This window comes from Bradyrhizobium sp. SZCCHNRI20481, assembly GCF_032485055.1.
GTDB lineage: Bacteria > Pseudomonadota > Alphaproteobacteria > Rhizobiales > Xanthobacteraceae > Bradyrhizobium.
This window is the reverse complement of sequence record NZ_JAUEUE010000007.1, coordinates 50,877-76,265: the sequence shown is the minus strand read 5'-3', so window position 1 is coordinate 76,265 and position 25,389 is coordinate 50,877. Positions and strand designations below refer to the sequence as shown.

21 protein-coding genes are annotated in these 25,389 nt (G+C 65.2%); 14 read left to right on the top strand and 7 right to left on the bottom strand.

All coding sequences use genetic code 11. The features are described from left to right. Positions 1-80: 80 nt before the first annotated feature. Positions 81-476, top strand: coding sequence for a rhodanese-like domain-containing protein (locus tag QX132_RS13040; protein WP_316161412.1), 396 nt, complete (start codon positions 81-83; stop codon positions 474-476). Positions 477-619: 143 nt separating this feature from the next. On the opposite strand, the gene QX132_RS13035 is transcribed toward QX132_RS13040, so the two are convergent. Both QX132_RS13035 and QX132_RS13030 read right to left on the bottom strand, forming a co-directional pair. After that, positions 620-2,176 carry a glycine betaine ABC transporter substrate-binding protein gene (locus QX132_RS13035; RefSeq protein ID WP_316161411.1) on the bottom strand — a complete coding sequence of 519 codons (1,557 nt, stop codon included), beginning with the start codon at positions 2,174-2,176 and terminating at the stop codon, positions 620-622. Then, positions 2,173-2,967, bottom strand: a complete 795-nt coding sequence (locus QX132_RS13030) for an ATP-binding cassette domain-containing protein (protein ID WP_316161410.1) — start codon at positions 2,965-2,967, stop codon at positions 2,173-2,175. Before QX132_RS13030 ends, QX132_RS13035 begins: the two co-directional genes overlap by 4 nt. 129 nt (positions 2,968-3,096) lie before the next feature. On the opposite strand from QX132_RS13030, the gene QX132_RS13025 reads away from it, so the two are divergent. The 5 genes from QX132_RS13025 to QX132_RS13005 all read left to right on the top strand — a co-directional run bounded on the left by QX132_RS13025 (position 3,097) and on the right by QX132_RS13005 (position 7,787). Next, complete coding sequence (locus QX132_RS13025; protein WP_409997663.1) at positions 3,097-3,903, top strand: ABC transporter ATP-binding protein; 807 nt, start codon at positions 3,097-3,099, stop codon at positions 3,901-3,903. A 217-nt stretch (positions 3,904-4,120) separates the two neighbouring features. Further along, positions 4,121-4,906 (top strand): ABC transporter permease, encoded by a 786-nt coding sequence (locus QX132_RS13020; RefSeq protein WP_316161409.1) that lies wholly within the window; start codon positions 4,121-4,123, stop codon positions 4,904-4,906. A 223-nt stretch (positions 4,907-5,129) separates the two neighbouring features. Continuing rightward, the gene (locus tag QX132_RS13015) at positions 5,130-6,143 is read left to right on the top strand and encodes an ABC transporter substrate-binding protein (protein WP_316161408.1); all 1,014 of its coding nucleotides are present in this window, start codon (positions 5,130-5,132) and stop codon (positions 6,141-6,143) included. Positions 6,144-6,147: 4 nt separating this feature from the next. After that, a complete protein-coding gene (locus QX132_RS13010) occupies positions 6,148-6,864 on the top strand; it encodes an NUDIX hydrolase (protein WP_316161406.1) in 717 nt (238 codons plus the stop codon). Beyond that, positions 6,861-7,787 (top strand): polyphosphate kinase 2 family protein, encoded by a 927-nt coding sequence (locus tag QX132_RS13005; RefSeq protein ID WP_315736918.1) that lies wholly within the window; start codon positions 6,861-6,863, stop codon positions 7,785-7,787. Before QX132_RS13010 ends, QX132_RS13005 begins: the two co-directional genes overlap by 4 nt. A 36-nt stretch (positions 7,788-7,823) precedes the next feature. Here QX132_RS13005 and QX132_RS13000 read toward each other — a convergent pair whose 3' ends face one another. Beyond that, positions 7,824-10,592 (bottom strand): EAL domain-containing protein, encoded by a 2,769-nt coding sequence (locus QX132_RS13000; protein WP_316161404.1) that lies wholly within the window; start codon positions 10,590-10,592, stop codon positions 7,824-7,826. A 147-nt stretch (positions 10,593-10,739) separates the two neighbouring features. Then, positions 10,740-12,008, bottom strand: a complete 1,269-nt coding sequence (locus QX132_RS12995) for a FecR family protein (protein ID WP_316161403.1) — start codon at positions 12,006-12,008, stop codon at positions 10,740-10,742. Between the two features lie 127 nt (positions 12,009-12,135). On the opposite strand from QX132_RS12995, the gene QX132_RS12990 reads away from it, so the two are divergent. Next, positions 12,136-13,935 carry a ShlB/FhaC/HecB family hemolysin secretion/activation protein gene (locus tag QX132_RS12990; RefSeq protein ID WP_316161402.1) on the top strand — a complete coding sequence of 600 codons (1,800 nt, stop codon included), beginning with the start codon at positions 12,136-12,138 and terminating at the stop codon, positions 13,933-13,935. 272 nt (positions 13,936-14,207) lie between these two features. Here the strand turns inward: QX132_RS12990 and QX132_RS12985 are convergent, their stop codons facing one another. Further along, entirely contained in the window at positions 14,208-14,990 is a 783-nt protein-coding gene (locus tag QX132_RS12985) for a sulfite exporter TauE/SafE family protein (protein WP_315811326.1), read from the bottom strand. Positions 14,991-15,261: 271 nt separating this feature from the next. After that, positions 15,262-16,509: a multidrug effflux MFS transporter gene (locus QX132_RS12980; protein WP_315771655.1), complete on the bottom strand. Its 1,248-nt coding sequence runs from the start codon at positions 16,507-16,509 to the stop codon at positions 15,262-15,264. Positions 16,510-16,716: 207 nt separating this feature from the next. Here QX132_RS12980 and QX132_RS12975 point away from each other — a divergent pair, with 207 nt between their 5' ends. Further along, positions 16,717-17,058: a YqfO family protein gene (locus QX132_RS12975; protein ID WP_316161400.1), complete on the top strand. Its 342-nt coding sequence runs from the start codon at positions 16,717-16,719 to the stop codon at positions 17,056-17,058. A gap of 120 nt (positions 17,059-17,178) precedes the next feature. Here QX132_RS12975 and QX132_RS12970 read toward each other — a convergent pair whose 3' ends face one another. Continuing rightward, positions 17,179-19,488 carry a tetratricopeptide repeat protein gene (locus tag QX132_RS12970; RefSeq protein ID WP_410051282.1) on the bottom strand — a complete coding sequence of 770 codons (2,310 nt, stop codon included), beginning with the start codon at positions 19,486-19,488 and terminating at the stop codon, positions 17,179-17,181. Between QX132_RS12970 and QX132_RS12965 the strand changes: the two genes are divergently transcribed. The 6 genes from QX132_RS12965 to QX132_RS12940 all read left to right on the top strand — a co-directional run bounded on the left by QX132_RS12965 (position 19,472) and on the right by QX132_RS12940 (position 25,374). Beyond that, positions 19,472-19,738 (top strand): hypothetical protein, encoded by a 267-nt coding sequence (locus tag QX132_RS12965; RefSeq protein ID WP_315736926.1) that lies wholly within the window; start codon positions 19,472-19,474, stop codon positions 19,736-19,738. The genes QX132_RS12970 and QX132_RS12965 overlap by 17 nt on opposite strands. A gap of 63 nt (positions 19,739-19,801) precedes the next feature. Then, positions 19,802-20,044 carry a hypothetical protein gene (locus QX132_RS12960; protein WP_315736927.1) on the top strand — a complete coding sequence of 81 codons (243 nt, stop codon included), beginning with the start codon at positions 19,802-19,804 and terminating at the stop codon, positions 20,042-20,044. A gap of 15 nt (positions 20,045-20,059) precedes the next feature. Continuing rightward, positions 20,060-22,618: an arylsulfatase gene (locus QX132_RS12955; protein ID WP_315778645.1), complete on the top strand. Its 2,559-nt coding sequence runs from the start codon at positions 20,060-20,062 to the stop codon at positions 22,616-22,618. 53 nt (positions 22,619-22,671) lie between these two features. After that, positions 22,672-23,460, top strand: coding sequence for a hypothetical protein (locus QX132_RS12950; protein WP_315796388.1), 789 nt, complete (start codon positions 22,672-22,674; stop codon positions 23,458-23,460). Between the two features lie 101 nt (positions 23,461-23,561). Then, positions 23,562-24,590: a transporter gene (locus tag QX132_RS12945; protein ID WP_316161644.1), complete on the top strand. Its 1,029-nt coding sequence runs from the start codon at positions 23,562-23,564 to the stop codon at positions 24,588-24,590. Positions 24,591-24,741: 151 nt separating this feature from the next. Continuing rightward, complete coding sequence (locus QX132_RS12940; protein WP_316161399.1) at positions 24,742-25,374, top strand: CAP domain-containing protein; 633 nt, start codon at positions 24,742-24,744, stop codon at positions 25,372-25,374. Positions 25,375-25,389: the final 15 nt, after the last annotated feature.

Here is a 25,389-nt window from a genome sequence, read left to right as displayed (position 1 = left end):
GCGATGCTCGCCCGATCGTGGCTTGTGACGCGGGTGGAGGCCCGCTACCGGTGCCGCCTCAACGTCCGGGAGGCCAATCGATGTCGACATCAGTCAAGCAGATGCTGGAAGCCGCCAACGCCGCGGTTCCGAAGATCACGCCGGCCGAGGCGCAGGCCATAATCGCCAAGGGCAACACCCTCATCGTCGACGTGCGCGATGCGCCGGAGGTCGAGAAGAGCGGCAAGATTGCCGGCGCCGTGCACGTTTCGCGCGGCATGCTCGAATTCCGCGCCGATCCGGACTCGCCCTATCACGACAAGAATTTCGCCAAGGACAAGAGCGTGATCCTGTATTGCGCCTCGGGCGGCCGCTCGGCGCTGTCGGGCAAGACGCTGAAGGATCTCGGCTACGCCAAGGTGTTCAACGTCGGCGCGTTCAAGGACTGGGCCGAGAATGGCGGCGCGGTGGAGAAGCCGATCGAGCCGGGGATGTGAGCGTGCCCAACTGATTGGTGCGGCGGTCGTCGCGCCAACCACCGCCGTCATTGCGAGCGAAGCGAAGCAATCCAGGGCTCCGCAAGGACTCTGGATTGCTTCGGCGCTACGCGCCTCGCAATGACGTGCTGCGAAGGCAGGGCTTACTTCGCGATCTTGCTCCACAGCCAGCGCGCCACCGCCTGCGGCGAGGACTGTGCGTCACTACCGGAAGCGCGCAGATTGGCCTGCTGCATGGTCGCGATGTCGATGCGGCCGAGCAGCGGCCGTAACGCATCCTGCAATGCGCGGTCCTCGGCGCGCTTCGGCGACAGCAGCAGGATCGCGTCGTAAGGCGGGATCGCCTGCTTGGGATCGTCGAGCACGACGAGGTCGTATTTCGCGATCAGCCCGTCGCTGGTGTAGCCGGCGATGACGTCGACCTCGCCGGAGGCGACCGCGGCATACATGAAGTCCGGCTGCATCTGGCGCTGGGCGCGGAAGGCGAGACCATAGGCGTCGCGCAGGGCCGCCCATTCCGGGCGCGAGAAGAACTCGTAGTCGCCGGCGATCGACATCTCGGAGGCATGGCGCGCGAGGTCGGCGATCGAGCGGATGCCGAGGGCTTCCGCCTTCTTGCGCGGCATCACCAGCGCATAGGCGTTCTCGAAGCCGAGCTCGCCGAGCAGGGTGACCTTGTCCTTGGCGAGATCCTGCTTCAACGCATCGAGCAGTGCGACGCGCGGCAGCTGCTCCGTGTGGTGGAACTGGTTCGCCCACAGCGTGCCGGAATACTCGACATAGAGATCGATGTCGCCGCTCTTGAGCGCACCATAGATGACGCTGGAGCCGAGGCCGGCGCGGGATGTGGCCGTGAGGCCTGCCGCCTGCAGCCGCTCGCTGAGCAGCGCCGACAGCACATATTGTTCGGTGAAGGTCTTGGCGCCGATCACGTAGCGCGCGGACGTGCCGGCGAGCGAGGGCAGCAGGCTGGCGCCGACCATCAGCGCGATCGTCGCGGTGCCGAGGCCCACGCGGGCGCGGCTGCGCGTGCGCAAGCCATGCTCGATCAGCGCTAGCAACTGATCGACCGCAAGCGCCAGCACCGCGGCGGCGACGCAGCCGAACACGACCAGCACCCAGTTCTGGGTCTGCAATCCGGCAAAGATGTAGTTGCCGAGCGAGGTCTGGCCGATCGGCGTCGACAAGGTCGCGGTGCCGATCACCCACACCGCCGCGGTGCGGATGCCAGCCATGATGACCGGCAGCGCCAGCGGCAGCTCCACCATCGTCAGCGCCTGGCGCTCGGTCATGCCGACGCCCTTGGCTGCCTCAATCAGGCTGGCGTCGACGCCGTTCAGCCCGGTGATGGTGTTGCGCAACACGGGCAGCATCGAATACAGCGCCAGCGCCAGCATGGCCGGCAGGAAGCCGAAGGCCGAGAACGACAGGCCGAACCAGCGCAAGGTCAGTGCCGCCAGCGCCAGCAGCAGCGGATAGAACAGCGCCAGCAGCGCCAGTCCCGGCACCGTCTGCACCACGCTGGCGACGCCGAGCAGCAGATTGCGCAGGGCAGGGCGATTGCGCGCGACGAGCGCGAGCGGGAAGCTGATGGCGAGACCGAGCGCGAGCGCCGCGATGCTGACGCGCAGATGGCTGCCGAGATAGTCGGCGAGATGCGACAGCGCCTCGGCGAAGCGTGGATCCGACAGGACGCTCATGCCGCCCCGCTGTCGGGCAGCAGCGCCACCAGCCGCGCCGCCTGCCGCCGCGGCGTCGTCATCAGCTCCGTCACGTAGGGTTCGCGGCTGGCCGCGAGCTCGGCCGGCGTGCCGACCTCGACGAGGCGTCCGCCGCGCATCACCGCGATGCGCTCGGCGAGCAGCAGCGCCTCGGTGATGTCATGCGTGATCATGATCGTGGTCAGCGCGAGCTTGTCGTGCAGCGCGCGATAGTCGCCGCCGAGCGCATCGCGCGTCAGCGGATCGAGCGCGCCGAACGGCTCGTCCATCAGCACGATGCGCGGCCGCGCCGCGAGCGCGCGGGCGACGCCGACACGCTGGCGCTGGCCGCCGGAGAGCTCGTGCGGCAGCCGGTCGCGATGCGCCTTGCGGTCGAGCTGGACGAGGTCGAGCAGCTCGTCGACGCGCGTGGCGATCTCGGCCGGCGGGGTCCCCAGCAGCCTGGGGGTGATGCCGATATTGGCGGCAACCGTCATGTGCGGGAACAGCGCCCCGTTCTGGAACACATTGCCAACCCGGCGACGCAGGCTGACAGGATCGAGGCCGGCGATATCCTCGCCGGCAATCCGGATCGTGCCGCCGTCCAGCTCGATCAGGCGGTTGGTCAGCCGCAGCAGCGTGGTCTTGCCCGAGCCGGAGCCGCCCACGATCGCCAGGAACTCACCCTCGGCGATCTCCAGCGATACGCCGTCGACCGCGGTCACGGCGCCTGCCGCGCCGGGGAAACTCTTGCGGACGTTGGCATAGACGATGAACGGCGTGCGCTGCATGCGGCCTTGTGGAACGGTTGGCCTTGGCTCAGGCCGAACACCTAGCACGTCCGGCCGCCGCGTTGAACTTCGCCCCGCAAGCGGCTAAGCCGTCCCGGCCATTCTCGGGGGAGGAACTTGGACGTGACGATGCCCACGGCCGCCGCGGTCGCGCTGGAGCGAACGACGGTGGCATTCCGTCTCGCCGGCGGACGCACCTACACCGCCGTCGAGACGGCGGATCTCAGCGTCGCCGACGGCGAGTTCGTCGCCATCGTCGGGCCGACCGGCTGCGGCAAATCCACCCTTCTCAACGTGGCGGCGGGCCTGCTGAAGCCGGCCGCCGGCCACGTGCGCATCTTCGGCCAGCCTCTGGCCGGCCTCAATCGCGACGCCGGCTACCTGTTCCAGGCCGATGCGCTGTTCCCATGGAAGACCGCGCTGGAGAACGTCGCGATCGGGCTCGAGGTCGCGGGCACGCCGTCGAAGGATGCGGCCGCCAAGGCGCAGCAATGGCTGACCTCGGTCGGCCTCGGCGCATTCGGCAACCGCTATCCGCACATGCTGTCGGGCGGCCAGCGCAAGCGCGTCGGCCTTGCCCAGGTGCTGATCCGCAATCCGCGTATCATCCTGATGGACGAGCCGTTCGGGCCGCTGGACGCGCAGACGCGGCAGATCATGGGCAATTTGCTGCTCGATCTCTGGAATGCCGACCGCAAGGCGGTGCTGTTCGTGACCCACGATCTCGAGGAGGCGATCGCGCTCGCCGACCGCGTCGTCATCATGTCGGCGGGGCCGGCCTCGCGCATCATCGGCGACTGGCGCGTCACGCTGCCGCGCCCGCGCGACATCTTCGAGGTGCGCATGAAGCACGAGTTCCACGAGCTGCACCGCGAGATCTGGCAGACGCTGAAGGCCGAGGTCGAGAAGACCTACAAGCAGGCGGAGGCAGTGTGACGGGGCGTTTGCAGGGCTTGAGTTGTCGCGCGCTTCCTTCTCGGCCACGGCGGTGCGCTCCCTCCCCCCTTGCGGGGGAGGGTTGGGGTGGGGGGTACCCAGCAAAGATTGGTGCTCGTGGCACCCCCACCCCCAACCCCTCCCCGCAAGGGGGAGGGGAGCAGAGCGGCGTGAGAGGCTTCACCTTCGTACCCACCACACCGCATGGAGCAGCGTGATGTCGCGTCTCGGTCTGCTCGCGCTGCAATTGCTCGTCGCGATCGTCGCGATTGCGCTGTGGCAACTGCTCGCCACCGTGCCCGTGTTTGGACGCATCTGGCTTCCGCCATTCTTCTTCTCCAATCCGGTCGACGTGTTCGCGCAGGTCGTCAAATGGTTCGCCACCGGCGCGATCTGGAAGCACCTCGCGATCACGCTGTGGGAGTCGATCCTGGCGTTCGCGATCGGCTCGCTCGGCGGCGTGCTGGTCGGCTTCTGGTTCGCGCGCAAGCCGCTGGTGGCCGCCGTGTTCGATCCCTACGTCAAGATGGCCAACGCGCTGCCGCGTGTCGTGTTGGCGCCGATCTTCACGCTGTGGCTCGGCCTCGGCATCTGGTCCAAGGTCGCGCTCGGCGTGACGCTGGTGTTCTTCATCGTGTTCTTCAACGTCTATCAGGGCGTCAAGGAGGTCTCGACCGTGGTGCGCGACAATGCCCGCATGCTCGGCATGAGCGAGCGGCAACTGATGCGCCACGTCTATTGGCCGTCGGCGCTGTCGTGGATGTTTTCGTCGCTGCACACGTCGGTGGGCTTCGCCGTCGTCGGCGCTGTCGTCGGCGAATATCTCGGCTCCGCGGCCGGCCTCGGCTATCTGATCCAGCAGGCCGAAGGCATCTTCGACGTCGCCGGCGTATTTGCCGGCATGTTCGTGCTGTCGGCGTTCGTCATCCTGATCGACATCTGTGTCACGCTGGTGGAGCGTCGGCTGCTGGTGTGGCGCCCGGATGCGGCGGATGGGCGATGATGGGCGCGGTGCCGCGCCACCCACCATTGTCGTCCCGGCGAACGCCGGGACCCATAACCACCGGCCGTCGTTTGTGGCACGCGCGATGACCAGTCTTCTCCATCCGCGACATCACGCGGTATGGGTCCCGGCGTTCGCCGGGACGACAGCGGCAATTCGGGGCGGCCTTCTCATTCACAGCACACACGCCTAATCTGATCGACAACACGAACGGAGGAAACCAATGAACAAGATGTTGAGCCGGGTCACCGGCGCGCTGCTGGCGCTGACGCTAAGCACCGGTCTCGCCAGCGCTGCCACCAAGGTCACGATCGCAATCGGGGGCGGCGCCTGCCTGTGCTATCTGCCGACCGTGCTGGCCAAGCAGCTCGGCGAATACGAGAAGGCCGGGCTCGAGGTCGAGCTGGTCGACCTCAAGGGCGGCTCGGATGCGCTGAAGGCCGTGCTCGGCGGCAGCGCCGACGTCGTCTCCGGCTATTTCGACCACTGCGTCAATCTCGCGGCCAAGAAGCAGGAGATGCAGTCCTTCGTCGTCTACGACCGCTATCCCGGCCTCGTGCTGGTGGTGGCGCCGTCGCACAACAAGGAGATCAGCTCGGTCAAGGATCTCGCCGGCAAGAAGGTAGGCGTCAGCGCGCCGGGCTCCTCGACCGACTTCTTCCTGAAATACATGCTGAAGAAGAACGGCCTCGATCCGTCGGGCACGGCCGTGATCGGCGTCGGTCTCGGCGCGACCGCCGTGGCCGCGATGGAGCAGGGCCAGATCGATGCGGCCGTGATGCTCGATCCCTCGGTCACCGTGCTGCAGGGCAAGCATCCGGATCTCAAGATCCTCAGCGATACCCGTACCCAGCACGACACGCTGGAGGTGTTCGGCGGCGAATATCCCGGCGGCGCGCTGTACTCGACGGCGGCCTGGATTGCCGGCCATGACAAGGAGACGCAGGCGCTGACCAACGCCATCGTGGCGACGCTGGGCTGGATCCATTCGCATACGCCGGAGGAGATCATGGCGAAGATGCCGGAGGAGCTGGTCGGCAAGGACAAGGCGCTCTATCTCGCGGCGCTGAAGAACACCATCCCGATGTACTCGCAGACCGGCAAGATGGACCCGAAGGGCGCCGACGCCGTGCTCGCGGTGTTCAGCACCGGTTCGCCCGACGTCGCCAAGGCCAATGTCGACGTCAGCAAGACCTTCACCAACAAGTTCGTCGAACAGGCGAAGGGCACGAAGTAGGGGGATGACCGAGGTCGTCATCCACCGCGTCACCGCGCTCGACCTCAAGGTCGAGCCGTGGGAGTGGCCGTTCGCGAAACAGCGCCGCGACGACATCGCGGCGCATTTCGCCGAATGCCGGCGCGCCAAGCCGGGCCTGTGGAACGGCCGCGTGCTGCTAGGGCGCAACCCGCGCTTCGCGGACGGCCTGTTCGAAGCGAGCTATTTCGAGACCGATTTCGCCAGCCTGCTGGCGTGGCGCGACTGGGGCTTTCCGGATCGCACCGCCTTCAACGGCTTCGGCATGGGCGCGCTGCGTGCCGCCGACGGCGCCTTCGTGCTCGGCGAGATGGGCGTGCATACCGCCAATGCCGGCCGGCTGTATTTTCCCGCCGGCACGCCGGATCTCGCCGACGTCAACAACGGCGTGCTCGATCTCGCCGCCAACGTCGCGCGGGAGGTCGAGGAGGAGACCGGGCTCGCGCCATCGGACTATCAGGCCGCGGCGCATTGGGACTGTGTCGTGACCGGCGCGTCGATCGCGCTGATGCGCGTGCTCGACGCCTCCGACATGGGCGAGGCTCTGCAGCGCCGCATCGAGGCCAATCTCGCGGCCCAGGACGAGCCGGAACTCTGCTCGATCCGGCTGGTTCGAAGCAGGAGCGATCTGACTGCGGCGATGCCGCGCTTCGTGACCGCCTTCCTCGAAACGCAATTCAGCCCCGGAGAGCCGTCCTCATGAGCAAGAAACCGCGCACGCTGGCCGATGAGCTCGATGGTTTCATCTCGCCGTTCCGGATCGATGGCGGGCACAGATTTCACCTCAAATCGCACAAGACCAAGGTCAAGGGCGGTCTCGACAAGGAGCAGGGCGAGGCGATCATCGAGCAGAACCGCCAGCGCCTCTCCGATTTCCAGGAGAAGCTGTACGCGCAGGACCGCTGGTCGGTGCTGGTGCTGCTGCAGGGCATGGATGCCTCGGGCAAGGACAGCGCCATCAAGAGCATCTTCGAGGGCGTCAATCCGCAGGGCTGCGAGGTCACCTCGTTCAAGCAGCCGACTTCGAAGGAGCTCGATCACGATTTCATGTGGCGCAGCGCCATCGCGCTCCCCGAGCGCGGCCGCATCGGCATCTTCAATCGTTCCTACTACGAGGAATGCCTGGTCACGCGCGTGCATCCGGAGATCCTCAAGGCCGAGAAGCTGCCGCCGAGGCTCGTCACCAAGAACATCTGGCGCGAGCGCTTCGAGGACATCTCCGCTTTCGAGCGTTACTTGTCGCGCAACGGCACCGTGATCCTGAAGTTCTTCTTCAACATTTCCAAGGAGGAGCAGCGCGCGCGCTTTCTCGACCGGCTGGAGGAGCCGGCGAAGAACTGGAAGTTCTCGATGGGGGACATCACCGAGCGCGCCAAGTGGCCCCGCTATCAGGCGGTCTATCAGGACATCGTGCGCCACACCTCGACGCCCTATGCGCCGTGGCATGTCGTTCCGGCCGACCACAAATGGTTCGCTCGTGTCGTCATCGGCTCGACCATCGTCGCCGCGCTGGAAAGCCTGGATCTGCATTTTCCGCGCGTCGATGCCGCCTCGCGCGAGGAGTTCAAGGCGGTGCGGAAGGCGCTGGAGAGCGAAGGCAAGGGCGGCAAGAAGGGCGGCGGCTGAGACGCGAAGCCAAAGCCGCAATCACCCGGCATTGCCTCACGCCGCGCCGGCCTGCCGCCGGTCGGCGTCGCCCGCCACCAGGAATCGACGCTCGAAATCGGTGGCCGGCATCGGCTTGCCGAAGTGATAGCCCTGTCCCTGCTCGCAGCCGAGCCGCAGCAGGAACTCCGCCGTCGCCTCGTTCTCGATGCCCTCGGCGATCACGGACAGGCCGAGCTGTTTGCTGAGGCTGACCGTCGAGCCGACGATGGCCGCGTCGTCGGCCTGGGTCAGCACGTCACGCACGAAGGAGCGGTCGATCTTCAGGCCATCGAGCGGGAATTTCTTCAGGTAGCTCAGGCTCGCATAGCCGGTGCCGAAATCGTCGAACACCAGGCTGACGCCGAGCGCCTGCAGCCGGTTGAACGTCTGCAGCACGCCGGGTTCGTCGTGCAGCAGGATGTCCTCGGTGACTTCGAGCTCGAGCAGGCGCGGCGACAGGCCGGTCGACGTGAGCAGCTTGCTGACGAAGGCGGCGAGGTCGCCGGACTGGAACTGGGACGGCGACAGGTTGACGCCGACGCGGATGTCGTGGCCGGCGAGCTGCCATTCCCGCGCCTGCCGGCAGGCGGTGGCCATGACCCAGGTCGCAACCGCCTCGGACAGATGCGAGGTGTTGACGACCGGAATGAAATCACCGGGAGGCACGAGGCCGCGCGTCGGATGACGCCAACGGATCAGCGCCTCGGCGCCGATCACGCGGCCGTTCAACAGCTCCACTTGCGGCTGGTAGAACAGCTCGAATTCGTTCCGCTCGACGGCGAGCGCAAGCTCGGCCTCCAGCGTCAATCGCTGCTCGAGCTCGCGGCGGATGGCGCTCTCGAAGAGCACATGGCTGCCCGGCCGGTCCATCTTGGCGCGACAGAGGGCGAGGTGCGCGTTGCTGAGCAACTCGTCTGCCGAGTGCCCGCCCTCGGGATGCACCGCGACGCCGAGGGTGACCTTGACGCGCTGCTGACGCGTGCCCGCGTCCAGCGGCGCCTCGAACAGCTGCGACAGATGGTCGGCGAGCTCGGCCACGGTGCCGCCGATGGCGGAGCAGGGAATGGCGACGGCGAACTCGTCGCCGCTGAGCCGGGCGACGCGGCCCATGTTGCCGATCTCGGTGCGGAGCCGCTCGGCCGCCGCGCGCAAGACGCTGTCGCCGAAGGCGTGGCCGAGCATGTCGTTGATGCGCTGGAACGCATCGAGCCCGATCACCAGCAGCGCCACGCGGTCGGACGCGGCATCCGCGGTCTCGATCATGGCCGCGAGCTCGCTCTGCAGCGTGTTGCGGTTGATCAGCGCGGTCAGCGTGTCGTGCTCGGCGAGGTAGCGGATGCGCTCGGCCTCGCGCTTGCGCACCGAGATGTCGCGCAGGATCACGCCGTATTGCAGGCCGTCGGCGCCCTGCCAGGCGGAGAAGCTCGCCTCGACCGGAAACACCTCGCCGTCCTTGCGGCGGCCGTCGAACTCGATCGTGGATCCGCCGGGCATCAACGTCGCCGGCAGCGCCGCCTCCTGCTGCGGAAACAGGTCGTGCGTGTCGCTGCCGTCGGCGCGCAGGCGCGCGAAGGGCTGGCCGATGATCTCGTCGGCACCGTAACCGAAGATCGCGACGGCGCCCGGATTCCACACCGTGATCCGCCGGTCCCGGTCGGTGCAGACAAGCCCGTCGCCGATCGACATCGCGATTCGCTCGAAGCGGCTCTCGGCAACGTGCCGTAGCAGGCCGCGGAAGCCGATCTCGTCGAGGGCCGTTGCCGCGAGATAGGCGACCAGCGCGATCTGTAGCAGCGAGGTGTCGAGCACCAGGGCATAGCGGTCGTGCAGCAGCAGCGCCGCGGCCTCGATCAGAACGCTGATCATGGCGATCAGCAGCGCGCGCCGCGCCGCCGAGAGCTGCCGCCAGCTCGCCAGCATGATGATGACGATCAGCAGCAGGCCGGCCATGGTGGCCGTCGTCGATGTCGAGAGCAGGGTGCGGTGCTGAATGATGGACTCGGCCGCTAGCGCCTGCAGCATGACGCCGGGCAGAACGCGGCCGTTCGGCACGCTGTAGTAGTCGCCGAGCTCGATGGCGGTCGCGCCGACGATCACCCGCTTGTCCTTGAGCTTGGCCAGCGCCGCCGCGTCGCCGCGGACGACGTCGACATACGACACCCTCGGCAGGGACGATGGATCGATGCCGTAGTCGACCAGGAACGAGCTGTGCTTGACCGCATCGCTTCCGGCGAGGAACGCTCCCATGGACTGCAGGTAGGTCTTCGCGCCGCCGGTCTCATCATTTTCGCCGAAAGCGTAGCTTCTGACGCGACCGTCGCGTGCCACCTCGATGTTCACGAAGGCCGACCATGCGAGCTGCTCGAACTGTGGCAGCGGTCGGTTGAGGTGAATGGTGGTTTCCTTCCCCGCCGCATCGAGCTGCCTGAAGACCGGCAGCACGACCGAGCTCTTGGCATTCTGCAGCGCGTTCAGGAAGGCCTGATCGCCGGCCGCGTCGGACGGCGTGCTGAAATCGACGTCGAAGGCGACGTCGCGGACACCGGCGCGCTGCAACTGCTCCAGCAGGTGCGCATACTGGGTCCGCGGCCACGGCCAAACGCCGATGGCTTCGATCGAGCGCGGGTCGATCGCGACCACCGCGATCTCGCCGCTGGCAGGGCGGTTGTCGAGGCGGAAGCGCAGATCGACGAGAGCTTGGCTCAACAGCTCGTGGCCGCCTGACAGGCCGACCGTCAGCAGCGCAACGACCACCAGAATATGCGGCATGAACCGCCTGAACATGCCCTCTCCCCAATGACTGCGTGCCACGTCGACGCCCGCTTTCGCGATCCCAATCTCATCCCATTCCGAGCGCAGAGCCATCAGGAACCCTGCTGGCCTGCGCTCCCCCACGACCACGCATGCCGGCGTGAAGCTCGATGGCGATCCTCAGTTCTTGTTGTGACCGTAGGCGTGGGCATTGCCGTTGCCGTGGCTGCCATTGCCATGGTCGCCGCTATTGCCGTTGCCGCTACCGCTGTTTCCGTTGCCGCCGTTACCGTTGCCGCTGTTACCGTTGCCGCTGTTTCCGTTACCGCCGTTGCCGTTACCGTTGTTGCTGTGGCCGTTGTTGCCGTGGCCGTTGTTGCCGTTGCCACTGCCGCCATTGTTGTTGCCGTTGCCGCCGTTGCCATTGCTGGCGGCATTGGCGCTGGCGGAGCCGCTCGGTGAGCCGATCGCTGCGGTGACGGCGGCTGCGACCGAGGAGTCTCCCGACGTGCCGCTTGCGGTGGCCGAGTTGCTCGTCGCATTGCCGCTGTTGCCGCGCGCGTCATTCCAGGCGGTGCTTCGTCCTGCACCGGCGCTCGCCGTGTGGGCGCCATGGGCGAGGCCGCGCGTCGCCTTCTGGATGTTCAGGTTGACCTCGCCGATCGATGACGAGATCCGCACGACACCCGGCTTCGTGCCGCCGAGGCCCGTTGCAGAATGCTGCTGTGCGACGACCGTTGCGCCCGAGCCGTTGGCGTTCAGTGCGTGGATCACGCTCCCCTTCGCTTCGCGCGGCGGATGCAGGCCGTCGCGCGGCACCGGAACGCGATCGATCGTGGAGGCGCGCGGGCGACCGTGCTCGATCGGGCTGAAGGTGCCGGCGCCGGACAGGCTGAGGCCGGAGCGGCCGGTCGCAAAGGCGGTGGCGGCCTGGCCGGGCATCACCTGGGCGATCTGGCCGGTCTTGAAATCCGACACCTGCACCTGGCCGCGGCTGACCTCGACCTTGGTGCTGCGGCCTGAGATCGTGACGCTGAACTGCGTGCCCTTCACGACGGCGGCGAGATAGGGCGTCTCGACCTCGAAATGTTGGACATTGCGCTTCTCGACGTCGAGCAGGATCGAGCCGGCGCGCTGCAGGATGGTCGTCGCCATGCCGTCCTTGGGCGCGGCGGGCAGGCCGACTTCGGAGTTCGGCGCGATGACGATCGTCTCGGCGCCGCGTGTCAGCCGGACGCGGCCGGTCGGCCCGGTGCGGATCGTATCGCCTGGCTTCAGCGGGTCCTCGCGACCGAGCGACACCTGCGCTGCGCCCTGGGTGGTGACCCAGACCTCACCGGACGATTTGCTCACCAGCCACGGCTCACCGTCGGCCGCGAATGCGGCCGGCGTTGCACCGAAAAGGCACGCGGCGACTAACGCCGGTATCAGGAAGCGCTTGAAGGACATGGCACGAACTCGCGTCGTTGGCGGCTTTTGAAACTAATCGAAATGTTTCAAGAGACCCTTAGGAGTTGCAGCCGTGTTTGCTTCCCGCATTTACGCTTCATTGACCTTAACAAACTAAAAACGAGGCATGCGCGCTGGTTGTGTTGAGCGAACTGGAAGGGCTGCGGGTTGGCGCGACAGGGCCATCATACCGCACGCCTCGCGACGGCTGCATGGAGCCGCGCTTGCCGCCGGCATTTCGCTGTCGGCGGCGGTGTTTGCAGCGACGGCCCACGCGCAGCAGGTCAGCCAACCGAGCTTCGATCCGCGGCAGACCGAGCGATATTTCGACGAGCAGCAGTCGCGCTCAACGCAACCGGCACCGCCGCGGCCGCGGGCGCCGCAATTCGCGACCCAGGGCGGCGGCGATCGCAAGCCCTTGTTTACCATGCGCGCCGTCACCCTGACGGGGGCGTCCGCGCTGCCTGCCGAGCAGCTCGCCGCGAGCTATCAGCCCTATCTCGGCAAGCCGGTGTCGCAGGCCGACCTCGCTGCGATCGCGACAGCGATCAGCGATCAGTATCGCGCCGCCGGCTATCATCTCAGCCGTGCGATCATCCCGCCGCAGGACATCCGCGATGGCCGGGTGCGGATCCAGATCGTCGAAGGCAGCATCACCGAAGTGGCCTTGAAGGGCGCCGGCGCGGAAGAGTTCGGCATCAGGCCGATGCTTGGCCCCGTGCTGGCGGAGCAGCCGTCCCGGCTCGAGACCCTGGAGCGGCAGTTGCTGCTGATCAACGGCCGCGGCGGCGTCCGTCTGGTTGATTCCTCCTTGGAAGAGATCGGCGGCACCACCGGCCGGTTCCGCCTGGTGATCGAGCTGCAGACCTGGCACGTCTACGGCTTTACCGGGATCGACAATCTCGGCTCGTCGACGGTGGGCCCGTGGCAGAGCTATGCCACCGCCGCCTTCAACTCCTATCTGCTGCCGGGCGACACGCTCACGGCTAACATGTCGACAACTCCCGGCGATCCGCGCCAACTCGCGTTCGGGCGACTGTCCTACGACGTGCCGGTCGGCACCGACGGGGCGCATATCGGCGCTTCCGCGCTGTATAGCGAGGTGCGACCGGGCGACTGGAGACGGCTGTTCAACGACAACACCGTGACCGAGACGCTCGAGCTGCGCGGCGGCCTCGCGCCGATCCAGTCGCAGCGTGCCTCGCTGAAGCTCAATCTCGCGGCCGCCTTCAGCGACGTGACCGAGCGTGACCTGTTCGGCATCTGGTATCGCGATCGCATCCGGACGCTGACCTTCACCGCCGACTACCGCTGGAAGGATGATGTCGGCGGCGACAGCTATCTCACGCTGGCCTATCGGCAGGGACTGAACGCGTTCGGGGCGACGCGGCTCGACGATCCACTCGCTTCGCGCACGGGCGCCTCGCCGAGCTTCTCGGTCTTCAACGGCTGGTTCGCGCGCTATCAGACCTTGTCCGAGGCGTGGTCGCTGAAGCTCGCCGCCGCTGGCCAGCTTGCTTCGGGTCCGCTGTATAATTCGCAGCAGTTCTATCTTGGCGGCCTCGCCTATGGCCGCGGCTATGGCAGCGCCGAGATCAGCGGCGACAATGGCGTCGCCGGCGCGTTCGAGGTCCGCTTCGAGCAGAAGCCGAACTGGCAGTATCTCACGAGCTATCAGCTCTACGGCTTCTTCGATGCCGGGCTCGCCTGGAACGATGGCTTCCGGCCGTCCGACGGCGTGGCGCTGACCTCGGCGGGCGCCGGGGTGCGCTTTACCTTCCCGAACGACTGGCGCGCCGATCTCGGCGTCGCCGTGCCGCTCAGCTACCGCGCACCCGACAATTCGACGCGCAGCGCGCGTCTGCTGTTGACGCTGTCGAGCGTGCTGAAGCTGTGCCCGCAGCGCGGCCAGGGCCCCTGCATCTGAGAACTGCGCGCTTGGTGCGGCAGCAGAGGTCCACTTCTCCCATTGGGAGAGGACCGAATGCTATGGCAACCGCTGCAGCCGACCAACTCACGCGCTGGCTGTCGCGATGGTTCATTGCCTTGGATGGCGCGTACTGCGAGATCGGCGAGACCTCGTCCATATCGTCGATGACAGCTTCGTCGAGGCGCTGGGAGCACATTGGTATGCTCGGGCGGCGAAGTCTCAAGAACGCTGAATTCTTCTGCTTCGGGCTGACAGCAGATGTGCCATTCCTACTCATGTCGCCATACCTTCACCGCCGAAATCAACAGTATTGCGGCGAGCGTCGGCAGGAGGATGGCACTCGGGACGACGCCAAGTAGCAGGCCGCCAACAAAGGCGCCAACGATAGAACCGGCAGCCATTGCCAGCATGAATGACGCATTGTCTCGGACCACGACGAAGCTCTGATCTCGGCTGTAACGCGCAAATCCGACAAGCATCGTCGGAAGGCTGACTGCCAACGAAAGGCTTCCCGCCAGCTTTACATCAAGGCCGAACAGCAGGATCAGCGTGGGAATAAGAAACTCACCTCCGGCTACGCCTAGCAGCGAAGCGATCACACCGATAATGAAACCTGCCAGTACGCCAGCGGCAACCAGGCGCCAGCCGGCGAACGGCGCGGTAGCCCCGGCAGAAGCGTCATGAACGAACAACAGCACGCCAGCTATAACAACCAGTAGCGTTGCAATGATTTTGTAGAGTGTTTCCGATTTCAGGCGCGTAGCCCATGAAGCACCGACATACGCCCCGACAAGGCTGCCGGCGAGAAGGTTCGCGATGATTGACCAATGTTCGCCGATCTCGGCAAAGGGCACTGTACGGGCACGGAACGCTAGCGCGGCCGCGACCACAATCAGGCTAGTGGCCTTGTTCAAGATGACGGCTTCGAGGCCTCGGAAACGAAATAGGCTGATCAGCAGCGGCAGCCTGAACTCCGCGCCGCCGAGGCCGATTAGACCGCCTAGCGCGCCGATTGCAGCGCCAGCGCCGAAAGCGACTGGTTTGTTTCGCACTGGAACACGTGGGCATGGGCGCGCAGGGCGGCCTGAACAATACTTGCCCGTGATCCGTCGCGGCGGCTGGCTTCACGCCTGCTTACGGCAGGGCGTGGGGCTCAGGAACCCTAGTCCAGAACTCGGTCATTTGTAAATGTCAGCTTCAGTACAAAAGCGGCCTATCGGTCCCGCTGCTGGCTGCTTGCGGTCGAGGCCCGGGAGCTGCCCTTGCGTGCGCAGCCGCCGCGCCGAAGAAGTTGGCATCGCGACTGCGGTGGCCGCATCAGATCTAGACCGGTTTGCCGGAGCCGTGGAACAGCCGGCCCTTCTCGGTGATCAGCACGATGACGAGCGCGCTCGACGTGCAGGCCAGGAAGCCTGCGGCGAAGGGCAGCGCGGTGCCGTCGAAGGCCTGACCGACGACGGCGCCGGCGGCCATGCCGAGCAGGGTCGTGATCGAGCCGTAGAGCGAGGACGCGGTGCCGGCATTCGCCCGCTGCGGCTCCATCGCCAGGGCGGTGAAGTTCGCGAACATCAGGCCGAACGTAAACATCATGCCGGCCGACAGCAGCATGAACAGCCACAGCGGCAGCATGCCGAGAACGGCCGCGCTGAAGCATGCCAGTGCGATGACGACGCTGCCGACCAGCGCGCCGTGCGAGATCATGCGCATGCCGAGCCGTCCGACGAGGCGGGCATTGAGGAAGCCGGCCACGGCAATGGTCACCGCGATCGCCGCGAAGGCGAGCGGGAAGTAGTGGCCGAGATGATAGACGCCGGTGAATAGCTGCTGCGAGGACAGGACATAGCCGAGGATGGCGCCGAAGATGCCGCTGGCCGCGAGCGCATAGCCCAGCGTCTGGCGGTTGGTGAGGGTGTTGCGGAAGGCGGCGGTGATCGCGGCGATCGAGAACGGCTTGCGCTCGCTCTCCGGCAGCGTCTCGGGCAGCCGCACCGCGGTCCACAGCAGCGCGACGATGCCGTACAAGGTCAGCACCACGAAGATGCCACGCCACTGCGTCAGCAGCATCACCGCCTGCCCGAACGACGGTGCGATCACGGGGATGGCGATGAACACCATCATCGCCAGCGAGACCACGCTCGCCATGCGGCGGCCGGCATAGCAGTCGCGCACGATCGAGGTCGCGATCACCCGCGTCGCCGCGGTGCCGAGGCCTTCGAGCGCGCGCGCCAGCAGCAGCAGCTCGAACGACGGGGCGGCGATCGCGAACAGGCTGGCGACCGCATACAGCACCATGCCGCCGATCAGCACCGGGCGCCGGCCGAAGCTGTCGGACAGTGGGCCGATGACGAACTGACCGAGGCCGAAGCCGATGACGAACGCCGACAGCACCGTCTGCAGCCGGTTGGCGACGTCGATGTGGAAAGAGGCGCCGATGTTCGGCAGCGCCGGCAGCATCATGTCCATCGCCAGCGGATTGAGCGCCATGATCGCCGCGACCACGATGACGAATTCGGTGAAGCCCATCGGCCGGTGACGGACGATCTCGATGGTGTCGGCACTGGTATCAGCCAAGGCGCGGGCCTTCCATGGTGTAGGGAAATGCGGAAATGGGCACCCATACGTATCGGCTTTGCTGCGTCGCACAAGGCGTGTTTCGGAATGGCTGGTCACCGGCGCCGGTCGTTGGCGCGATTGTGACCCGCCGTGACCCGCTGAAAATTGCGCCAGCGTCGACGCGATGGTAACGGCCGTGTGATCGACGTCAGGATCCAGGCCAGCATGAAGACCTACAAGATCGTCGTCTATGTCCCGGAAGCGGCGGGTGGCGCCGTGCGCCACGCGATGGGCGAGGCCGGCGCCGGCCGCATCGGCAATTACGACCACTGTTCGTTTACCGCGAAGGGCGTGGGCCGGTTTCGTCCGCTGGGAGGCGCCAATCCAGCCATCGGCGCGGTCGGCCAGCTCGAGACGGTCGAGGAGGAGCGCATCGAGACCGTCTGCGCCGAGGACCGGCTGAAGGCCGTGCTACAGGCGATCCGCGCTGCGCATCCCTATGAGGAGCCGGCGATCGACATCTACCCGATCGAGGTGGTTGCGTTGCGATCCGCCGACAGTGCTTGATCTCATTGAAGACCCGTTCGACTTTGTTGCGTCCCCAGTCATTTCAGCGTCGATTTCGCGCTCGCTCCATTTGAGGTTTTCGGGCGCCCTTTGTGAGCTAAGGCAGGAGAGCCAGCTATCTTAGTTTGGCTTGTCAATCTGCCGCCTGATCTCGCCGATGAACGCCGCCAGATTCCGGTCCTCCGGCGTCATGATTGCGAGCCTTTCGGCGTAGCCCAGCGCCGCCTTTGCATCGCCTGTCGCGCGGCTGAGCGAAACCAGAGCGGACAGCACATCCCTATCATTGGGATGGCTTTCCAGAGCTTCCTTTAGGACCGTCATTGCTTCGTCGGCTCGCCCGCCGGAATGCAGCGCCACCGCGTAGACATAGATATAGCGCGCGCGACCCGGTTCGAGTTCGGTTGCTCTGCGCAACTCGGCGAGCGCCTCGTCGTGCCGCTTCAGCCGGGTCAAGGTCAGGCCGAGTGCGTGATGCGCGGCCGCGTCGGCAGGTGATGCCGCAATTGCTCCGCGCAGAACAGCTTCTCCGTCGCCGTCGCGGCCAATTTGGCGATAGAGGTCGGCCAGATTGATGGCGGCCGCCGCATAGTGCGGGCTGAGCCTGAGGGCTGCCTTGTACTCGGTCTCCGCGTCCCCGGTCCGTCCGCGCAAGGCCAGGAAGTTTGCCAATGCGGTGCGGGCCTCGGGCCGTTCGGCATTGGCGCGCTGCGCCGTGATGAATTCGCCTGCCGCCTGATCGAAGCGTGCGCGATCGGGCAGCGGCTGGCTTGCAGTCGGAACGGAAGCGAGCAGGGAGGCGACCCTGATCCGCACGCCACGCACGGGATCGGTGAGCAGCGGCGAGACCAGCGGCCAAATCTGGCCGGCAGGCACGTTTTCCAGCATGTCCAGCGCGCCGATCCGCACCATGGGATCGGGATCGGCCAGGCCTGCCCGTGCGGTCGCAATGTTCGCCGGAGCGATGCGCGAGGCGAGTTCGCCGAGCGCGCTCGCACGCGCCACAGCCGGCGCGTTCCTGTCCGCGGCCAGAAGGTCAAGCAGCGCGGCGGCGTCGGCCTGGTCGCTGCGTGCTGCGCGGAATGCGGGCCCATAGGTCTGGAAGCCCTTTCGGTCGGGCCCGAACCATTGCTCGATCGCGGCGGCGGCCCATTGCGCCGGCTTGTCGCTGTGGCAGTCGTTGCAGGCGTTCGGCGTCTCCAACTCGACCGAAAGATCGGGTCGCGGAACGCGGAAGGCGTGATCGTGACGCCGGTCGATTTGCATGTAAGTGCGCGCCGGCATGTGGCACGACATGCAGGTCGGCGCCGGATCGGCTCCCGCGTGATGGCGATGCTTCGCATCGGCGTATTTTTCGGACGCATGGCATTGCAGGCAAACGCCTTCGCCGGAGACTCGGAGCTTTGCGCCGTGCGGCTCGTGACAATCGCTGCAGGTAACGCCGGCCGCAAACATCTTGCTCTGTTTGAACGGCGTATAGTTATAGGGCTCCTCCACATCGCGGATCTGGCCATCGGCATGATAAGTGGTCCGCGCGAGCGCCTCGACCATATGGGTCTGGGACAGCGATTGACCGGGTGCCCAGTCCTCGCTGAAGCCGGCACGGCGCGCGTGGCATAGCCCGCACGTCTCGATCTCCTTTCGCAGCGCGGCCGGCGCGGCTGAACGCATCGCATTTCCGCTCCGCGGATCGATCGGCCAAGTGACGCCGCGCCGTTCATCGAAGCGGACCAGCAATCCCTTGCTCGGATCCTCGTGCTTGCCGAACGGCCACCAGCGTTGCTTGTCACGCGCCCAGGCGGCGTGGGCGGAGCCCTGACCGTGACAGGTCTCGCAACCGACGCTGATTTCCGCCCATGTCGTCGCGAAGCGATCCGTCGCGGCGTCGTAATGCTTGCGCAGGCCGGTCGAGTGGCATTCCGCGCACATGAAATTCCAGTTCTGGTTCAGCTTGGTCCAGTGCAGGACGTCGTCGTGCTTGATCTCTTCCTCGGGATGGAGATGGAACCAACGCTGGCCGCCGTTGTCCTTGGGCCGGCCGTCCCATGCGATCGGCAGCGCCTGGATGCGCCCATCTGGAAATTCAACAAGATATTGTTGCAGCGGATCGATACCGAACGTGTACTTCACCTCAAACACGGCAAGCTTGCCGTCGGGCCCGTCGGTTTCGATCATGAATTTTCCGCCATCGCGGAAGAGGCGGGACTGCACACCGAAATAGTCGAAGCTCTTGTTGAAATCGCCGAGCACGGTCTTGTCGGTCGCGTGCGCCATCGCGGCCTTGTGCTGCGAAATATCCCATAATTTGGCTTCTGCCTGATGGCAGCCGGCGCAGCTTTCGCTGCCCACATAGGTGGCGACGAATGAGGCCTGCGCCGTGGAGGCCGGTCCGCCGGCCTTGAGGAGATGAAAAACCATGCCGACCACCAGCACGAGCGCGATCGTGACCGCTACTGCAATCCAGGTCGCGCGCCTGGAGAAGGCCGTTTCGCCGGAAGCAAGCCGATCCTGCGGCGCAGCCGGTGATGGGGCCGCGGCGGATCCCTTCCGCGATCCCTTCGTGCCGGCTTTTGGCCGCCTGCGTGTCAACGCTTTTACCTCACGGCCCAATTGGTCAGCTTGCGATCAAGCTGCTCCGTCGGTCATTTCCGCAAATGCAGGAATGTTTGCCAAGGTCGCTTGACCTGCATCAAGGCGTGCCTCCCGGAGGCCCCGATGATGAGCTGTTCGATGGGAGGATGCCAAGATGAAATTATCAATTGCCCTAACAGGGCTGTTGCTGGTGACGGGGTTCGTAGCCGCGAGCACTGAAAGGGCTAGTGCAGTGGTGTATTGTCAGTATGTCGAGTATCCCGTCGGCTGCGTCGTGAGGCCCGGCGTCGTGCTGCGGCCCCGCCCGGTGGCGCGCGCCGTGGTGACCCCAGGCGTGCGCGTGCGGGGAACGCCGATGAATCGAGGCGGGCCGGTCAATCGCGTCGGCAGACGCTAGAATTTTCGCTTCTCCTTGAGCCGGTTGGGCTGGCCGAACGTCATTGCCCGCGCCGATGATCGCGATTTGCGGGCAGGAATTGTTCCGGCAGCGAGAAGCCGTGTCAAATTGTCTCATTTGAAGGCAGTGATCATGAAGCAAATAGTGAAGTTGGCTGTGTCGGCGCTGTCGTTGACGACGCTACTCGTGCTTCCAGCATTGGCCCAACAGTCGGCGCCGCCGAGTGCTGTGTTGCCGACCGAGCGATCGGTTCTGCCGATTCCTGAACCGCACCCTCCACACAGCACCGTATTCGATGCGCGCGATGCGACGCCGCCGCCGCGGTTTGAAGTCAAGGCGCCGGCCGGTGCACCCAATGTACTGATCGTGCTCATCGACGACATGGGCTTCGGCCAGTCGAGCGCGTTTGGCGGCCCAATCAGGATGCCGACGGTCGACCGCCTCGCCAACGAGGGTCTCCGCTACAACGAGTTTCACACCACGGCGCTTTGTTCGCCGACCCGCGCGGCGCTGCTCAGCGGCCGCAACCATCACATGAACAATTTCGGATCGATCGCGGAAACCGCGACGACCTTCCCGGGGCAGACCGGCCAGCGTCCCAACAATGTCGCGTCCGTCGCGGAGATGCTGCGGTTGAACGGCTACAGCACGGCGCATTTCGGCAAAAATCACGAGACCGCGGCATGGGAGGTCAGTCCCTCCGGCCCGACCGACCGCTGGCCGACGCGCCAGGGCTTCGACAAGTTCTATGGCTTCATGGGCGGCGAAACCAATCAATGGGCGCCGCTGATTTACGATGGCATGACCCAGGTGGAGCCGTCGAAGGACCCGAACTATCATTTCATGACCGACATGACCGACAAGGCGATCGACTGGATGCGGTCGGAGAAATCGCTGACGCCGGACAAGCCGTTCTTCATGTATTTTGCACCCGGCGCCACCCATGCCCCGCATCAGGTGCCCAAAGAATGGATCGCCAAGTACAAGGGCAAGTTCGATCAGGGCTGGGACAAGCTGCGCGAGGAGACGTTGGCGCGGCAGATCAAGCTCGGCGTGGTGCCACCCGATACCAAGCTCGCCCCGAAGCCGGACGCCATCCAGGACTGGGACAAGCTGAGCGCTGACGAGAAGAAGCTGTTCGTGCGCCAGATGGAAGTATTCGCTGGATTTGGCGAATACACCGACACAGAGATCGGCCGCCTGATCGACGCCATCAAGACAACGGGCCAACTCGACAATACGTTGATCTTCTACATCGTCGGCGACAACGGCGCGAGCGCCGAAGGCGGCGCGAATGGCCTGTACAACGAGATGACCTATTTCAATGGAGTGCAGGAAACCGTCCAGGACGTCTTGAAGCACTATGACGAACTCGGCGGTCCCAACACCTACGGCCATTACGCCGCCGGCTGGGCGGTCGCTGGCGACACTCCGTTTACCTGGACCAAGCAAGTGGCCTCGAGCTATGGCGGCACCCGCAACGGCATGGTCGTCCATTGGCCGAAGGGGATCGCGGCGAAAGGCGAGCTTCGCCCGCAGTGGCATCACGTCATCGACATCGTACCGACCATTCTCGAAGCAGCGAAACTGCCCGAGCCCAAGAGCGTAAATGGAACGGTCCAGACTCCCATCGAGGGCGTGAGCATGGCCTACAGCTTTGCCGACGCCAAGGCGCCGAGCAGGCATGCGACGCAGTATTTCGAAATCTTCGGCAACCGCGCGATCTACAGTGACGGCTGGCTGGCCGGCACGGTGCACCGGGCGGCCTGGGAAACCAAGCCGCGGCGGCCGCTCCAGCAGGATATCTGGGAGCTTTACGATGCGCGATCGGACTTCAGCCTGAGCAACGATCTGGCGGCCAAAAATCCGGACAAGCTGAAGGAGATGCAGGAGCTGTTCCTGAGGGAAGCCGTGAAATACAACGTGCTGCCGCTCGACGACCGCACCCTGGAGCGCGCCAACGCGGCGCTGGTCGGACGTCCCGACCTGATGGCCGGCCGCACCAGCCTGACGGTCTACGAAGGCATGATCGGGATGACGGAGAATGTCTTCATCAACCTGAAGAACCGATCGCACGCCATTACTGCCGATCTGGATATCCCGAAGGGCGGGGCCAATGGCGTCATCATCGCCCAGGCCGGACGGTTCGGTGGCTGGAGCTTCTACCTGAAGGACGGCAAGCCGACCTACACGTATAATTTTCTCGGTCTGCAGCGATACACCGTAACCGCCAAGCAGGCTCTTCCGGCAGGCAAGGCCGCATTGCGCTTTGAGTTCGCCTACGACGGTGGCGGCCTGGGCAAGGGTGGCGTGGGCACGATCCTCGTGAACGGAAAGACCGTCGCGACCGGCCGGATCGAACGAACCCAATGCTGCTTCTACTCCGCGGACGAAGGCGCTGACGTCGGCGCCGATGAAGGCACGCCTGTTACCGAGGCCTACAAAATGCCGTTCAAGTTCACAGGCAAGATCGGCAAGGTGACGATTGATCTAGTGGATATGAAGAAGGCCGACACTGAAGAAGCCGTCCAAGCCCGCAAGGCAGCGGCGTTGAAGAAGGGACTGTCCGATTGATGCGCTCTTCGCGCTCGCCAGGTCAGTGATCGGTCCCTTGAGAAGGAGCGGCAATGAAGACAGCCATTCTGGCGACGATCCTTCTGGCCTCGAGCCTAGGGGGAGCGGTCGCGCAAAATGCAGGCACCGCGGAGCCCGAGGTTCTCGCTGACGGCAACGGCGCTGTCAGCAGGCGCTTCGATAACACCAGCAAGGTTCGTTTCATCGAGATCTTTCTCGCAGGTCGCGATGCGAAGACGGGGAAGGTGGTTGCCGCCTGCCACAACAGCATATTCACCTCGAAGGGAATCCCCGCGTCGAGAGACACTGCCCCGCAAATGTTGGTCGAAGGCCTTGATTTCGAGGCCATGAAGAAGGACTTCGGCGTGCTCGGCGCATCGTTGAATGGTCCGAAAATCTGGCTGCCGGATTGGGTCGAGGTCACCGTCGGAAAGCAAAGAGAGTTCAACGGAATCGCCACCGCATGGGTCGCCCAGTTGAACCTTGGCAGCAACGTGAGCGTCTCGGAAACCACTCCGTACAAGCCGATCACCATCGCGCGGGAGAGCGGGCTCGGTTGGAAAAAGGGCGCCCTGGCGCTTCTTCTCGACGATGCCGAGGGCAATACCTGGATCATGAAGGGATTCCAGCTAGGCCTCAAGCCGCAGCATACCTTCGAACAATTCGTTGCCGCAGGAGCAAGCAACTTCAAGCAGCTCCCGCCCGGGTGGAAGTTCCGGATCAAGACGCTTGAGAAAGATCTGACCGAGGTACCCAAAAGTGGTATCGCTACGATCATGTCGGACGAGTTTTTCAATGTCTACGACAAGACCGGACCTGGGATGAGCGACTACAAGCCGTAGTCGTCGACGACAACTCAGGCATGCCGCCTGAAATGGGAGCGTGGGGGGTACGATTGCAGCGCGATAGATCGGGACGCAGGTCCGGCTTCCTGCGATTGTGGCTGAGCGGCGTTTTCGCGTCCGCCGCGTTCGCTTCGTTTTCGCCTCTGGTCGCCCATGCCGATGAGAGCGGCATTTCGTTCTGGCTGCCGGGATTGTACGGCAGCCTCGCCGCAACGCCTGCCACGCCGGGCTGGTCGGTGGCTGCCATCTACTACCATACGAGCGTGGGTGCCTCAGGCGCGGCCGCGGCGTCGCGCGAGTTCCAGGTCGGACGATTTTCTCCGACCGTCAACATCGATCTCAATCTGGCTTTGCGCGGCCAGGCCGATCTGATGTTCATCGCGCCGACCTACACGTTTGCGACGCCCGTACTCGGCGGCCAGTTGTCGGCGACGCTGGCCAGCGTCTACGGCAGAAATTCCGCGAGCATCGCCGGTACGTTGACGACGGTTGCCGGTCCGATCGTCAGCACGCGCACCGGATTCCTCGAAGACGCACTCGTCTCTTACGGAGATCTCTATCCGACCGTGAAGCTCAAGTGGAATAACGGCGTCCACAATACCATGGTATATGGCGCCGGCGATATTCCCGTCGGCGACTACAGTCGGAACCGGTTGGCCAACATCGGCATCGGTCACGGCGCCATCGACTTTGGCGGCGGCTACACTTATTTGAATCCGACGACCGGCACGGAATTCTCGGCCGTCGGCGGCTTGACCTACAATTTCAAGAATCCCGATACCCAATACCAGAGCGGCATCGATTTCCATCTGGACTGGGGCGTGTCGCAGTTCCTGTCGAAGCAGGTCTTCGTCGGTTTCGTCGGCTACGGCTATCAGCAGATTACCGACGACTTCGGTCAACCCGCCGTTCTCGGCGGCTTCCGCTCGCGCGTCCTCGGCGTTGGCCCGCAGATCGGATATATTTTCCAGATCGGCAGCAATCAGGCGTTCCTGGGGCTGAAGGGATATGGCGAGTTCGACGCCGCCAACCGGCCGTCGGGCTGGAACACGTGGCTGACGTTCTCGATCTCGGAGGCCGCGCCCGCCCGCACGGTGGCGCCGACTTGGCACAAAGTGTCGAAATAGAATAGAGAAGTATCGACCTCCCGCATTGGACTGAATTCCGGCATTGTCATATCGGGTGGTTCCGCGGCGGTACAGCACGTCCGTCGCTTCGGACCGAAACGGCGGTCGAGCTGCGCTTACCCACTCCGGATTGATGAGTACGTGTCCTAGCATGCGGGAGCTTCGTTTCACGTTGCGCGGCTTTGGCGCGGTTTTGGTTGCAGCGCTGCTGGCGCTGTCGGCCCATGCGGCATTTGCCGGCGACGCCGCACCGGCCGATCAGATCTCGGCGTTCCGGCTCGCGCATGGCGAAGGCCGCGTGACGCGCGACGCGACGCTCGACCGCATCGCGATGGAGCAGGCGCGCGCGATGGCCGACAAGGACGATCTCAGCCACGAGGTGCTCGGCCCGTTCACGCGCCGCGTCGCGCCGTCGAAGGCCGGCCGCGCGGCCGAGAACATCGCCTACGGCTATGACAATTTCGACAAGACGCTGGGACAGTGGATCAACTCGGCGGGTCATCGCAAGAATCTGCTGCTGCCCAAGGCGACCAAGGTCGGCATCGCCAGCGCAAAGAATGCCAGCGGCAAGCGCACCTATTGGGCGATGGTGATCGCGGGCGACTACGACGCCAACAAGCCGAAGGGCGCTCCGAAGAGCAAGGCCAAGGCCGTCGTCGCGCAGACCGCGACCCGATCCGAGAAAGGCAACGCCACGCCGGCGACGCGCTGGGGCGCCAAGCCGCCGACATCCTCCTCCAAGGACTGCCACCTCAGCATCAAGGTGATCGGTCTCTGCATCTGAGCGCAGTGACCTGCG